General features: G+C 45.8%; 13 protein-coding genes. 5 read left to right on the top strand and 8 right to left on the bottom strand.

Features of this window, described 5'->3' with window-relative positions; translation table 11 throughout:
• The first annotated feature begins 697 nt into the window (after positions 1-697).
• Positions 698-1,249 carry a hypothetical protein gene (locus tag ACIFO6_RS22405; RefSeq protein ID WP_430044039.1) on the top strand — a complete coding sequence of 184 codons (552 nt, stop codon included), beginning with the start codon at positions 698-700 and terminating at the stop codon, positions 1,247-1,249.
• A 109-nt stretch (positions 1,250-1,358) separates the two neighbouring features.
• Here the strand turns inward: ACIFO6_RS22405 and ACIFO6_RS22410 are convergent, their stop codons facing one another.
• On the bottom strand, positions 1,359-1,742 hold the full coding sequence (locus ACIFO6_RS22410) for a DUF423 domain-containing protein (protein WP_430044041.1): 384 nt from the start codon (positions 1,740-1,742) through the stop codon (positions 1,359-1,361).
• 219 nt (positions 1,743-1,961) lie between these two features.
• Here ACIFO6_RS22410 and ACIFO6_RS22415 point away from each other — a divergent pair, with 219 nt between their 5' ends.
• The 3 genes from ACIFO6_RS22415 to ACIFO6_RS22425 all read left to right on the top strand — a co-directional run bounded on the left by ACIFO6_RS22415 (position 1,962) and on the right by ACIFO6_RS22425 (position 5,097).
• Complete coding sequence (locus ACIFO6_RS22415) at positions 1,962-2,435, top strand: hypothetical protein (protein WP_430044042.1); 474 nt, start codon at positions 1,962-1,964, stop codon at positions 2,433-2,435.
• Positions 2,436-2,467: 32 nt separating this feature from the next.
• The gene (locus ACIFO6_RS22420; protein WP_430044044.1) at positions 2,468-3,319 is read left to right on the top strand and encodes a DegV family protein; all 852 of its coding nucleotides are present in this window, start codon (positions 2,468-2,470) and stop codon (positions 3,317-3,319) included.
• A 155-nt stretch (positions 3,320-3,474) separates the two neighbouring features.
• Positions 3,475-5,097 (top strand): S-layer homology domain-containing protein, encoded by a 1,623-nt coding sequence (locus ACIFO6_RS22425; RefSeq protein WP_430044046.1) that lies wholly within the window; start codon positions 3,475-3,477, stop codon positions 5,095-5,097.
• Positions 5,098-5,169: 72 nt separating this feature from the next.
• On the opposite strand, the gene ACIFO6_RS22430 is transcribed toward ACIFO6_RS22425, so the two are convergent.
• Both ACIFO6_RS22430 and ACIFO6_RS22435 read right to left on the bottom strand, forming a co-directional pair.
• Positions 5,170-6,759 carry an amidohydrolase gene (locus ACIFO6_RS22430; RefSeq protein ID WP_430044048.1) on the bottom strand — a complete coding sequence of 530 codons (1,590 nt, stop codon included), beginning with the start codon at positions 6,757-6,759 and terminating at the stop codon, positions 5,170-5,172.
• A gap of 84 nt (positions 6,760-6,843) precedes the next feature.
• Positions 6,844-7,542, bottom strand: a complete 699-nt coding sequence (locus tag ACIFO6_RS22435; RefSeq protein WP_430044050.1) for a 4'-phosphopantetheinyl transferase family protein — start codon at positions 7,540-7,542, stop codon at positions 6,844-6,846.
• Between the two features lie 211 nt (positions 7,543-7,753).
• Here ACIFO6_RS22435 and ACIFO6_RS22440 point away from each other — a divergent pair, with 211 nt between their 5' ends.
• The gene (locus ACIFO6_RS22440) at positions 7,754-9,220 is read left to right on the top strand and encodes an RICIN domain-containing protein (RefSeq protein WP_430044052.1); all 1,467 of its coding nucleotides are present in this window, start codon (positions 7,754-7,756) and stop codon (positions 9,218-9,220) included.
• Between the two features lie 196 nt (positions 9,221-9,416).
• On the opposite strand, the gene ACIFO6_RS22445 is transcribed toward ACIFO6_RS22440, so the two are convergent.
• The 5 genes from ACIFO6_RS22445 to ACIFO6_RS22465 all read right to left on the bottom strand — a co-directional run.
• The gene (locus ACIFO6_RS22445) at positions 9,417-9,932 is read right to left on the bottom strand and encodes an acyl-CoA thioesterase (protein ID WP_014280639.1); all 516 of its coding nucleotides are present in this window, start codon (positions 9,930-9,932) and stop codon (positions 9,417-9,419) included.
• Positions 9,933-10,007: 75 nt separating this feature from the next.
• Positions 10,008-10,184: a hypothetical protein gene (locus ACIFO6_RS22450; RefSeq protein WP_430044054.1), complete on the bottom strand. Its 177-nt coding sequence runs from the start codon at positions 10,182-10,184 to the stop codon at positions 10,008-10,010.
• A 129-nt stretch (positions 10,185-10,313) separates the two neighbouring features.
• Positions 10,314-10,646, bottom strand: a complete 333-nt coding sequence (gene csaA, locus ACIFO6_RS22455; RefSeq protein WP_430044056.1) for a chaperone CsaA — start codon at positions 10,644-10,646, stop codon at positions 10,314-10,316.
• Positions 10,647-10,702: 56 nt separating this feature from the next.
• Positions 10,703-11,596: a DMT family transporter gene (locus ACIFO6_RS22460; protein ID WP_430044058.1), complete on the bottom strand. Its 894-nt coding sequence runs from the start codon at positions 11,594-11,596 to the stop codon at positions 10,703-10,705.
• Between the two features lie 371 nt (positions 11,597-11,967).
• Positions 11,968-12,943, bottom strand: a 976-nt coding sequence (locus tag ACIFO6_RS22465; protein ID WP_430044061.1) for a glycoside hydrolase family 32 protein, incomplete at its 5' end; no start/stop codon positions are given.

The raw sequence follows: 12,943 nt of genomic DNA on the forward strand, positions 1-12,943 counted from the left end.
GCCGGGCGCACATGAAAAAGGGGGCCGTTTCGGCCCCCTTCTACCTTCCTCATCAAAATCATAGTGATAACCATACAGCAGGGTCCCTGTTTTCCACACACTCAATTATCGAAAAATTTAACTTGCTGGTGACGTTACGTCACCAAGTATACTAACCTAGTGGGCTATACTGGAAAATCAATGCATGGGAAGGAGGGAGAACCTATTGAGCAAAGGAGATTATTTATCGACTGGGCAGCTTGCCAAAAATACAGGTATGACACTCCGAACACTTTACATGCTCCAACACTTACCATTCAAACGAGCTTGCCGTTATTTATGCTAGGGTTCCAACATGCTATCTATAAACAGCAAGTGAAAAAAATAAAAAGGAAATATTTAAAATTCAAACTGCTTGATTTCACCCTCACTCTCGTTTATTCTCTGTATATGTATAGTATAAGTTGGTATTTTCATCAATTGGTGATCACTTGCAGGACTTCACAAAACTTTATCCGACGGGGTTCTTGTGTATACAGTATTTTCGCGTTTGTGTAGGTGAATGAATGTGAACACACCATTGATATACAGTTTATACAGGACCTATTTTTGTTAATCTCCATAACAGAGCCTAAGGTACTATGACAGATTACGTTTTAATGATATATTGATAGGTACTATAAAAGACTAATTACCCAGGGCTTGGGCTGGAGGATGTATGAAAAAAGAATCAAATCAAGATGAAACCAGTTATTTATTTAATGTAGATGTATTAGTTAAAGGTCGTTCTAATGTAGAGGCCCTTCAGTTCCTGCTTAACCTCTTGACTCAACATGAACAAATTGCAGATAGTCGGATTCAGTCCGGTATTGAGCTTGGTAATTTAATTGAGGCTGCATTACACTTAAAAAAACAATCAGCCGCTAACGGCTCGTCTGATGCTGCTACTGCGCTAGCAGAGAAGTTTTCCAAAAAGAAATCTAATGTCGCTCCTACGAACAAGCCACCTGTCGTTCAAGAGATCAAACAATCCCACATACAGCCGAAGCCTGCACCACAACAAGAACTTAGCACCTATGATTGGATCAAACGCTATATACATGATAATACACTTGTACGGCTAATCGTAAATCGCTATGGCGGACAACGAAGCATCCCATGTCGCATCCTTAATTTGGATCATGAGAATAGCTTACTGAGTGTGTACCATGTAGATGAGAAGCAAGTATACTCCTTTAAAATGAATGAAATTGATGAAATCACATCGTAAAAGTAAAGCCCTTACAGCATGAAATAAACACGACAAAAAGAGAACCGCCGGAAAAACGTTATGTCTTTCCAAGCGATTCTCTTTTTTGGATATTACCTGGGAAGTTAAATTAATCCTCTTTCTTCAAACCCCAGGCAGCTAATGCCAGCAAAAGCCAACCTGCGATAAAACACACGCCCCCCAGCGGGGTAATGGTACCTAGCACACGAATCCCGGTCAAGCTCAGCACATACAAGCTGCCGGAAAACAAAATGATTCCCGTAAACAGCAGTCGCGCTGCCCATTTTAAACGAGTCGACGCTCCCCACTGTCCCGCAGCCAATGCAATGATCAGCAAACCGACAGCGTGAATCATATGATATTTCACACCCGTTTCATACACTGCCAATGCATCTGCGTCGATCCGTGTTTTCACAATATGAGCCCCAAACGCTCCAATAGCTACCGCCAGCAGCATCATTATAGATCCTACAATTATCCATTTGCGTTGCATGTTTGTGTACTCCTTTTCATCTTATGCTCTCATCCAAGCTATCTCCTTATTTTATCGAATCCATATGAAGTTTGCCAGCCATTCCATTTTAATTTAAACCCTACAGAATTCCATGATTAAACCCTGCCTTTTGAAGGGTAATGTGTAAGGTCCCTTGCTTTTTTGTTCATTTTGTGGAAAATTAGTACCTGTTCGGATAATGTTAAAGGAGTTGAAAAGATGAGTAACCAAGATCCTAATCTGCAAAAGCCTGTTGCGTCTGAGGAGCATCCTGTTTTTTCAGAAGCTCCTGTCTTCCAGCCTCCAGTCAAGCTCAAGCATTCCGGTCCCGGTCTTGCTTCTTTTATTATGTCGCTCGTCAGCCTGATCGGGTATATCATTCTGGCTGTTATGGTCATTAATCTGTTGGCTCATTTCAGCCAATACCAAACTCTGGACCCGGAAGTTGTTTTGCAACAAACCGGAACCGTCCTGCTTCCTTTTGTATTTTTAGGCAGTCTGTTATTGAATTGCGCCGGGCTTGTGGTCGGCATTATTGGAATTGCGTTGAAGAACCGTAAGAAAGCCTTTGCCATTGCAGGGCTAATCATTAATGCGTTCATTATTCTGGGCTTCATTGCACTTCTGGCCATGGGTCTTGCCGTTCCGAATAACACAGCGGATATGTATCCTTCCTCTGTGCAATCCTTATAATTTCTCCGCATCACACAGAGAGGATTCAATGTATGAACAAAATCAAAATTTTTGCAGACAGTACCAGTGATATTCCAGTCCAATGGCGCGAACAGTACGAGATTGGCATTGTACCCTTGTACACGGTGTTTGGGGATGAATCATTAAGGGATGGTGTAGATATCCAGCCAGAGCAGTTATTTCAGCGCGTAAGTCGTAAGGGGCATTTGCCGCGAACCGCTGCACCTTCTCCATCGGACTTTATTCAAGCCTTTGCTCCCTACATAGAACAAGGGGACGACATTTTATATCTCAGTCTGTCTTCCGAGCTGTCCTCAACCTATCAAAATGCGCTGCTTGCTGCTTCCGAGTTCCCAAAAGGCCGTGTTACCGTCTTCGATTCCCTGAATCTGTCGTGCGGCTTTGGCATACTCGTGATGAAGGCCGCACGCGCCGCAGCCAACGACAGTACAATGGAACAGATCGTGGACATGTTGACGAGAACCCGCCCCCTGATCGAAACGGAATTCGTGATAGATACGCTTGAGTATCTATACAAGGGCGGAAGATGCTCAGGCATGCAAAATCTAATCGGCAGCCTGCTCAAAATTCGTCCGGTGATCAAAGTAATAGACGGAAAAATGACACCTGCGTACAAAGTCCGCGGCAAACGTGAAAAGGCGCTGGAGCAGATGCTGCAAAATGCCCTGAACCAGCGGGAACATATGGATAACGACATCATTATTGTCGTACATGCCTTGGCTGAGGAAGATGCGCTGATGCTGCAAGCCCGTTTACAGGAAGAGACGGGAGCGCAAGAGGTGCTGCTGACAACAGCCGGTTGTGTGGTTTCCAGTCATTGTGGTCCACAGACGATTGGTATAATGTATGCCAAAAAAGAATAGTTTCGATTGTGAAGCTCCTTGCCTCTACAGGTAAGGTCTTTTTTGTGTTTTCCAACAATTTAGCAATGAATAACTTTACTATTTTTGATAGTATTAGTCGTCATGTGACGAACGATTCGTCTGACAATCTATCATAAAAAAGAAGGTTATAGTGTATGAGCCCCATACGATCACGCTTGCTAACCAAACTGACCCTGCTGGCGACTGCCGCCTTGACGATAATAACTACATCCGCTTCATGTTTAACCGTTCCCGCAGCCGCAGTCGGTGTGGCTTTTCAGGATATTTCAGACAGCTATGCTTATCAATCCATCACCTCACTGCACGCCAAAGGAATTTTGGCAGGTACACAGCCCGGCTACTTTTCTCCCAAAAAGGCGGTTACGAGAGCCGAATGGGTTACCGCGCTGGATCGCACACTCGGTCTGGAGCCTGTACAAGCATCGGTCTCCTCCTATCGGGATGTATCCAAACAAGCCTGGTACTACGGATGGATTGAAGCAGCCTCCCAGCTTGATGTGGTGCAGGGCGGATCATCCGCCACGTTTCAACCCAACAGCCCTGTAACCCGGCAAGAAGCAGCCTTGATGATCGCACGCCTTATACGCTCGACGAGATCAGGAGAAGCGGTTTCCACTTTTACAGACGGCAACAAAATTGCAGATTGGGCTCTTGAGGCTGTAACCACCGTGAATCGTTACGGCTTTATGAAGGGGGAAAACAACCAATTTCGCCCGACAGCTTCCCTGACCCGCGAAGAAACAGCAGCACTTCTGGAGCGGCTGCTGTCGTATTCAACACAGCATGTCTCCAAAACAGCGTCCACGGCATCTTCCATCCGACTAGGCTGGCAATATGACCAGAGCGTTCAACAGTTTGAAAGCTCAGTGCTTCAATCTAACATCAACACCCTGTCACCGCGCTGGTTTTTTCTAAATGAAACGGGTGATATTAGCGATCTTACAAACACCTCGCTCCTCACCTGGTCCAAGCAGCATCAAAAAAAAGTCTGGGCGATGGTAGGGAACCGTTCGAATCTAACGATGACGCACCAAATCCTGTCCAGTGAGGTTTTACGGAACAAAGCCATAACTCAGCTTGCGAATGCCGTATCTACTCATCATCTGGATGGGCTTGTGATTGATTTTGAAAATGTAGATGGGCAGGATCGTACCCAGCTCACGCTGTTCATCCAACAATTAAAAGCCAAGCTAAAAAGCCTGAATGCTGTGCTGGCGATCTGTGTATCTCCTGATTACGGTACAGACTGGACAGCCGCCTTTGACTATAAGCAGCTTGGCGCTGCGGCAGACTATTTGATTCTGATGGGGTATGACGAACATTGGGGAGGCGGCTCAACTCCCGGCTCCGTATCCTCATTACCGTGGCTCCGTGAAAGCGTACGGCGCTTTCTACTAACCACCGACCCGGATAAAGCGATATTGGCATTGCCTTTATTCACACGAAACTGGACCCTCAATGCGAGTGGTCAATCGGTCACTTCGTCTGATATTTCACTGATTGAGCAAAATCAGCTTGTATCCCGTTCCACCTCCAAACCGGTCTGGCATGAGGATATTCAGCAGTACACCGTTTCCTACAAGGATACTCAGCTTCATAAGCTATGGCTGGAGGAAGGGCGATCCTTCACCCGTAAATACCGTTTGGGACAGGATAAAGGAGTCGCAGGCTTCGCCTACTGGTATGTGGGTGGGGCAAGCTCTGATCTATGGTCCAGTGTGAAAAATGCAGACCGCTTCGCACAGCGTGGTTTGTAAAAGCCAAGAAACCTTCAACTCCACTTTTAGCGTGAGGTTGAAGGTTTTTTTGCATACTTCCCTTTCGCTCGCCTATGCCCGGTACGCAACGATTCCGTTCACAACCGTCATACGTGCTTTAACGTCAAGCAAAACCTGAGGGCGTTCCGATAAATCCCGGTCAATAACCGTAAAATCAGCGGCTTTCCCTACTGCTATCGAACCCCGTTCATTCGCTTCTCCCGCAGCCACTGCACTTCCGAGGGTAAACAGATGAATCGCTTCGTGAATGTCCAGCTTTTCATCGGGAAGATAACCCTCATGCGTCTCTCCCGGCTTGGACCGGGTCACAGCGGCATGCATACCCAGAAAAGGGTCCAACGGCTCAATCGGCGCGTCACTGCCGCCAGCACATGGAATATCGGCGTCCAGCAGCTTCTTCCAGGCATACAAATATTCGGTACGTCCCTCGCCAACCCGATCCAGCACCCACGGGAAATCACTTGCTACAAAACGCGGCTGGATGTCTGCAATCAGTGGCAGCTTGGCCATTCTCTTGACCAAATCGGCAGTCAGCACCTGTCCGTGGATCAGACGATCCGGCAAGCCGCTTTCCTCCGTTAGCGCATGGGCTTCCATCGCGGTCAAAATCATATGCGCCGCCCCATCTCCTATCGCATGTACAGCGACCGGAAAACCTGCGGCTCTGACAGCCGCCACCATCTGGTTCAGCTCCAGCTGCGGTTGAATCGCCATGCCACTGGTATGTGGAGCATCGCTATAGGGCGCAGACAATAGCGCAGTTCTTCCACCAATCGCGCCATCGGCAAACATTTTTACCGCACCGATTTTAAACCACTCATTTCCGCCACCAGCACGCAGCCCTTTCCCTTTCGCTTCCTCCATGAACGGATGATAGATGAGCTGATGCGTGCGAAAAGCAATGCCTTCCTCCCTTAGCTCCCTGTAAATCCGCTGCATGGTGTCCACGCTGCCCAGAAAACGCAAATCCTCCGTGTGCGCAGCCGTCAGACCAAGTCGTAGCGCATCCAGACAGGCTCGACGGATCGCATCTTTTTTAACCGAATAATCCGGCTCTGGCTGCACACTTGTAAAGGCAGTGGACGCTTCCTCATAAATCAATCCGTTCAACTGTCCATCCGCATTTCTTCCGTAGGCTCCCGAAGCAGGATCAGGAGTGTTCTCGCCAATACCTGCACGCCGATACGCTTCTGAATTCGCCAGAAAGGTATGAAAGCATGTACGAGTCAAATATACCGGGTGCTGATCCGTAATGGCATCCAGCTCTGAGATGGTCGGAATCTCAACAGGAATAAACGCATTTTCGTTCCAGTTCAGCCCTAAAATCCATTCTCCCGACGGTGTGAGCGCAACCCGTTTGCGCAGCATATCAAGCATCTCCTCCTTCGAGGTAGCCGACGTAAAATCCAGCATCGCCAGCTTCATGCCATGCATGGACAAATGCATATGTGAATCGGCCAAGCCCGGCAACACATAGGCGTTATCCCAATCCACCGTGTCATATTCCTTACCCGACAATTGCAATTCAAGCTCCCGCGCTTGTCCAATGGCCTGTATGCTGCCGTTTCGTACAATGATTGAATCCCCCTTGGCAGCCCAGTCCCCATACAGCTTGCCATGCTTGAACAGTGTTAGCGTCAACGCGGCTCATCTCCCTTTTTCAAATATATATACCGAACTAAAAAGTTACTATAGCGCCACTGTGCAGTCGGATGTTGCTTCATATCACGCCTGTGCTGCCGATTCCAGGCATAGTGTATGTATATCTACCTGCTGCACCAGATGCGCAAAGCGGTCATGCATTGCACAGACAGCCATTTTATAATGTTCATCGATCTCATACTGTTTAAAATGACAATACTCGGTAGTAAAGCCTTCCGTCGTAAAACTGATCAACGGGCGCTCACTTAATTCGAATGAAAATGATTTTAGCGGCAGCGTTAATCCCTGCCCTTCGGCCTTCACAAAGCTTTCCTTGAGCGTCCACAAATCGTAAAAATAGGATAAGCGACTCTCCGCCTCTTGACGCATCAACGCATCATACTCCGTGTCCGAAAAGCACACCCTTCCCACCTCAAAATCAATAGGACGAAGCTGTTCAATGTCGATGCCGAGCGAATGATCATCCACGGCGCATACCACCCATTTTCCTGAGTGAGAAACATTAAAATGGAATGCGGGTGCATTCAACAAGAAAGGCTTGCCGAAAGCATTATATGTAAATTGAAGACTGGCGTTGGAAACCTTCAATTGCCTACAGGCCACCCACCTTAACAACACATCGGCGTATAAGCCTCTTAAAGCATCTTCCCGATGTAAAAAACGATCCAGCTTCTGCCGCTTCTCATTCGAAACCCGGTTCAGCAGTGACTCGTAATGACCGTCTGCCTCCGGCTTGCTCGTGTCAATCGCATATATTTCCATGGTTGGCCCCCTATACCGTAATAAATGTGCGGTGTACACCTGGTCAATATACTACTCTAGCACTTTCAATTCAATATGGATACAATTGGGATAGAACCCTCTTGTTGCTCACATCGCATCATCAGACAGGTGATAGGCACCAGCATGAAGAGCTATTCAGTACAAATCATTTTTGTAAGCGCTTTAAAAACATGCAGAGGAGGACGAAACAATGAAATATGATTTTGCCGTCTTACTGTGTATTATGCTCGCTGCTTTGCTGTCGTTGAGCATTTTCCAGATGTTTTCACCGAAGATTGCTTCAGCGGCCCCAGCGAATGTTGTGAATGGCATTCAGTTTAAAGATACAGCTGGAAGCGTGGTTCATGCTCATGGAGGCGGTATGATTAAGATAGACGGTTACTACTACTGGTTTGGTGAAAATCGCAACCCCAACGGCACGTTCAAGGCTGTATCCGCCTACCGTTCCTCTGATTTAAAAAACTGGGAGTTCCGCAAAAACGTGCTGACCAGCAGTTCCTCAGTAGAGCTGAATGTTTCGAATATTGAACGTCCAAAAGTCATTTATAATGAGAAAACACGCAAATACGTATTGTGGATGCACAAGGAAAATGGGGTTAATTACAACGAAGCCCGGGTGGCAGTTGCCTCTTCCGATACTGTGGACGGCGATTACACCTATCAGGGCAGCTTCCGTCCTCTGGATTACGATTCACGGGATATGACTGTGTACAACGACAATGGTACGGCTTACCTGATTTCTGCTACCCGTGTGAATGCCGATTTGAACATTTATCGTCTGACACCGGATTTTCTGCAAGTTGAAGCGCTGGTGACTACGCTCTGGTCGGGACAATATCGTGAAGCTCCGGCAATGTTCAAAAAAGGAGACGTCTACTTCCTGATCACATCCGGGGCAACAGGCTGGAATCCCAACCAAGCCAAGTATGCTACGGCATCCAGCATTGAAGGTACGTGGAGTAACACGATTAACTTCGGAGACAGTACGACCTACGGTTCACAGTCGGCCTACGTAATTCCGGTAGAAGGTACTCAGACGACCTCGTACCTGTATTTGGGCGACCGTTGGGCCGGAGCGTGGAGCGGTCCTGTGCAGGATTCACAATATGTATGGCTGCCGCTGCGTTTTCCAACCGGGACTTCTTTGGCTATGGAATGGTTTGACAGTATGAACATCGACACCGCCAGCGGGGTGGTTCAAGGCGTAACCACGCCAATCGCCATTGATCCGGACGGATACTATCAGCTGGTAAGCCGCAAGAGCAACAAGCCACTGAATGTAATGGACGGTGCAACCACAGATGGAGCGGATCTGGAACAGCGTGCGGATTCGGGAGCATCCAGCCAGCAATGGCAGCTCAAGGACGCAGGCGGCGGATATTACAAAATCGTCAACCGCAACAGTGGCAAGCTGATCGGCGTTGAAAACGGAGCTACTGCGGACGGCGCAGTCATTGAGCAATGGAGCGACGGAGGCTGGTCCAGCCAGCAATGGCAACTGGTATCTGTAACCGGAGGTTATTACAAGCTGAAAAATCGGGCAACGGGCAAGCTGATCGACATTTCCGAAGGCACTACCGCCGATGGTGCCAAAGCGATTCAATGGGGGGATAACGGCGGAACGAATCAGCATTTTCGTGTAGTGAGGGTAAATTAGTTCGTTCAACGTCGAACGTACATCATCATCGTCATTGAAGCAGTAGCTTCCTTCAAGTGATTCAGTTATTTCCAAAAAGCCGTCTTCCCAGCAGATCCCTGCTAACGGAAGAACGGCTTCTTTTTGCGGGAAAATGATGGTTGAACCTGTATCTGGGCTATCCCTTGTCCAGATCGGCTTGAAGCGCGTCAGGACGTTACAGCTCCCACGGATAATCTGTCGTGAGGAAGCTCGCCAGTTGCTTGCTTTCCTCCCTGCGCTGACGCCGTATCGCTGCACGAGATGGCGCAGTCTGGTGCAATTGTAATTCCTCTTCTGTCTCTGGAATGACCTGCGGCACGATCACTTTACGGTTGTTCTCGTCCAGCGCCACAAAGGTCAGAAAGGCGGTGGCTGCGATTTTCCGGTCGCCAGTCATCAGTCCTTCACGAATGACCTTGACGAAAACCTCCATAGAGCTACGGCCTGTCCAGGTAACGAACGCCTCCAGCGTGACAGAATCGCTCGGATGGATGGGCAGCAAAAAATCCACTGAATCCGTAGACGCCGTGACTGTATTCGTGCGGCATAGCTTGGAGGCTGCGATAGACGCAATATCGTCGATATACGACATCAATCGGCCTCCGAAGAGTGTGTTATGATTGTTGATATCGTTGGGAAATACACGGGACGTCTTGAAGCAGTAGGTTTCTCGGATGTACTTGCTTTCCATGGGTTCTCTTTCCTCTCTTTTCCTCATAGCTATCTTTTTATATAGTGGAAACCTGTGTTAGACTGACTGTGCTAATCATCCCACTAATCCGCATAATAAATCAAGACATAAAAATCCTGAGAAATGTGGAAAAGGATACATGCAAGCCGTTGGAAATTTTCCAAACAGTTCAGCCACTTTATCCAGACTAAGTTCTCTAGTCTTCCTGATTTGAGCCAAATTTGAGCCGATAGTATACTGCATTGAATCCACAGACCCTGCCTCCTCGTAATATAAAAAAGTGTCAAATTGAAAATTCAATTTGACACTTTTTCTACACGTCGTGAATTACCAGAGTAATCCCTGTTGTATTTTTCACACTGATTAAACAGGAACGATGTATCACCCAATTGGTGTTCCATCAGGTAGTTTAATATCTGGTTTCAATAGAACCACATCCCCCTTTTCGGGTATTCCTCCAAGCACTAATACCTCTGAATTAAAGCCTGCTATCCGTCGAGGAGGAAAGTTAACTACACCTATGATTTGTTTTCCTACAATATCTTCAGCCACATATCTTTTTGTAATTTGTGCACTTGATTTTTTTATTCCAATATCTTGTCCAAAATCAATCTCAAGTTTAATAGCAGGTATTTTGGCTTCTGCAAAAAACTCAGCTTTAATAATGGTTCCAACTCGAATATCAAGTTCCAAAAAATCATCAATCGTTGCCATTTAATCATTCTCCTCATCTATTGTTTTCTCAAATTTCGCGATATTCAGCTACAATTTTAATATTTTGCAACTGTATACTTTAAAGATTTTGCCCAAAAATACATCCCCATACCGAATAGTGTCATCATTCCACCTATGAATTGAGATGCAGAGATTATTTCTCCCAAGAAAAAGTAGGCGAGAATTATGGCGAGAACAGGCTCTCCAATAATACCTACAGAAACAGTAGTTGCACCCATTGATTTCAACAACAGATTAAAAATATATTGTCCAAAAATAGTTGGGATTAGTGCAAGTAAAAAGAAATACATCCAATCTGACGAGTCATATTCGATCAAGGAATAATTATTCAACATATTGTAGACTAGCATAACGCTGCCACCCAGAAAAAAAACAATAACACTATATAAATTTGCATCTATTTTATGACTTACTTTCTGTCCTGCCAACATATATGCTGAAACCAAGATAGTTCCTAACAAAGATAACCCATCTCCGATTAATGCCTCTTTGGAAACCCCTATGTCTCCCCAAGCTATAATGATTGAACCGAAAAGAGCAGCGATCAAACAAAGAATGGTTAATATGTTTGATCGTTCTCTGAACATAAAGAATGAACCCATCATTACAAATAAAGGCTGTAATGATAAGATGACCATGGAGCTTGCAACGGAGGTATATACTAAGGATTCCATCCAAAATAAGAAATATAATCCGAGAAAAAGACCCGCTAAGAAAACGGTACTCCAATCTTTTTTGTTCATCTTTAAGGATCGAAGCATTTTCCAGGGTACAAAAGGAAGCATTATTATTACTGATATATACAGTCTGTACATTCCAGCCACAGAGGTTGGCGTATCTGAGGATTTTATCATGATGGAAGAAATAGAAACAGCTAGTATGGCAATGAAAAGCAAAATATACGGATGAAACGGTTTATTTATTTTCATACTGACCCCTCTAAGATGTTATTGCCAATTGTCTGTGCACAGAATAATTGTATGATAACCTGAACTGAATATAATAATATCACCACTTCTGTTTATTTTGTGTAACTATATCTTTTATTTATATAGAAATATCACCATAAGTAAGGATCTTCTCTTAAATAAAAAAAAGGATATGAAAACACCCGATACGGTTGTGAACCGATCGGGTGTTACGTTTCCAGGCAGAAAAATGTTACTTTAATTCGTTTTGGGGACCATGTTCAGATGTGGATGCACGCAACCGGGCTGTAACCACTTCGTCGAATCAATCCGCTGCTCAACGAGTTCTGTCGTGAGATAATTTTAATTTGAATGATAACGATAACTAAAGTCTAAACAGTCTCATTTCCCCAAATGCTTACTAGATCATTGATTTGAAGCGATACGACCCTTAGGTCTCCATCAATGGTATAGAGCTCTATCCCTCTACTTTCCGAATCAGGGAAAATCATGTCTGAAATGATTGTTTTTCCATTATTTCCGAAGACCTCGACACTTGACCAATCCACATAAATGCTCAACTGTATCCGTTCATACTCTGGCTTCATAGGGGCCTTGTGTATTGCTGTGAAATCGGAATGAAAATCAATGGCGCTCGACTTCGTCCGATCGACGAACAACTCCCCATTCGAGATATTGTATCCGATGATCGTCTCCTGATTGGAAGACTTCCGCACTTTGAACCCGAATTCCACGGCCGTACTGATTTCAAATTCTGCAATAATTTCTGCCTTTGCAGCAGAAATATCAGACAACACGTTCATACCTGGCTTAATCGTCAAGTCTTGCAGAGACAAAATCGGTTTTCTTAGCTGACCTAATTCACTTACGGGTGCTTGGATTAGGCGAAGTCCCTCCGGATAAGTCCTAAGCTGTAGCTCACGAGGAATTGACATCTTGCCACGCCATTCCTCTGAAGGTAGCGTGGTACCATAACGCCAATTGTTCATCCAGCCTATCCAAATCTTTCGTCCGTCCTCGTTTGGATTGCCATTCCAGGTCACGGCCGCGTAAAAGTCTGATCCGTAGTCTACCCATTTGATAGCATCGAAAGATTCTAGCGTTTCATCCAGAGTAAATGCTTTACCGTCAAAGTTGCCTATGAAATACATCATCCCAGAACCGCCTGCTGGTGGTTCTGGATCGTCTGGATTCACACCATTTCTATCCCCCACGCTTAGCATTAGAATCCACTTCTTGGTATTAGGTTCCTCATCCACTTGGATTCGAAATACATCAGGACATTCAAATATCCCCCGGTGGATACCCGGAATGTCGGAACCGAACTCGCTTGCAAAAGACCATTCT

The organism is Paenibacillus sp. NRS-1781 (assembly GCF_050467745.1).
Lineage (GTDB): Bacteria > Bacillota > Bacilli > Paenibacillales > Paenibacillaceae > Paenibacillus > Paenibacillus terrae_A.

Excerpts from the sequence above, each read along its gene's own strand:
- ACIFO6_RS22405 (WP_430044039.1), top strand. The coding sequence starts at position 698 with ATGAAAAAAGAATCAAATCAAGATGAAACCAGTTATTTATTTAATGTA.
- ACIFO6_RS22410 (WP_430044041.1), bottom strand. The coding sequence starts at position 1,742 with ATGCAACGCAAATGGATAATTGTAGGATCTATAATGATGCTGCTGGCG.
- ACIFO6_RS22415 (WP_430044042.1), top strand. The coding sequence starts at position 1,962 with ATGAGTAACCAAGATCCTAATCTGCAAAAGCCTGTTGCGTCTGAGGAG.
- ACIFO6_RS22420 (WP_430044044.1), top strand. The coding sequence starts at position 2,468 with ATGAACAAAATCAAAATTTTTGCAGACAGTACCAGTGATATTCCAGTC.
- ACIFO6_RS22425 (WP_430044046.1), top strand. The coding sequence starts at position 3,475 with ATGAGCCCCATACGATCACGCTTGCTAACCAAACTGACCCTGCTGGCG.
- ACIFO6_RS22435 (WP_430044050.1), bottom strand. The coding sequence starts at position 7,542 with ATGGAAATATATGCGATTGACACGAGCAAGCCGGAGGCAGACGGTCAT.
- ACIFO6_RS22440 (WP_430044052.1), top strand. The coding sequence starts at position 7,754 with ATGAAATATGATTTTGCCGTCTTACTGTGTATTATGCTCGCTGCTTTG.
- ACIFO6_RS22445 (WP_014280639.1), bottom strand. The coding sequence starts at position 9,932 with ATGGAAAGCAAGTACATCCGAGAAACCTACTGCTTCAAGACGTCCCGT.
- csaA (WP_430044056.1), bottom strand. The coding sequence starts at position 10,646 with ATGGCAACGATTGATGATTTTTTGGAACTTGATATTCGAGTTGGAACC.
- ACIFO6_RS22460 (WP_430044058.1), bottom strand. The coding sequence starts at position 11,596 with ATGAAAATAAATAAACCGTTTCATCCGTATATTTTGCTTTTCATTGCC.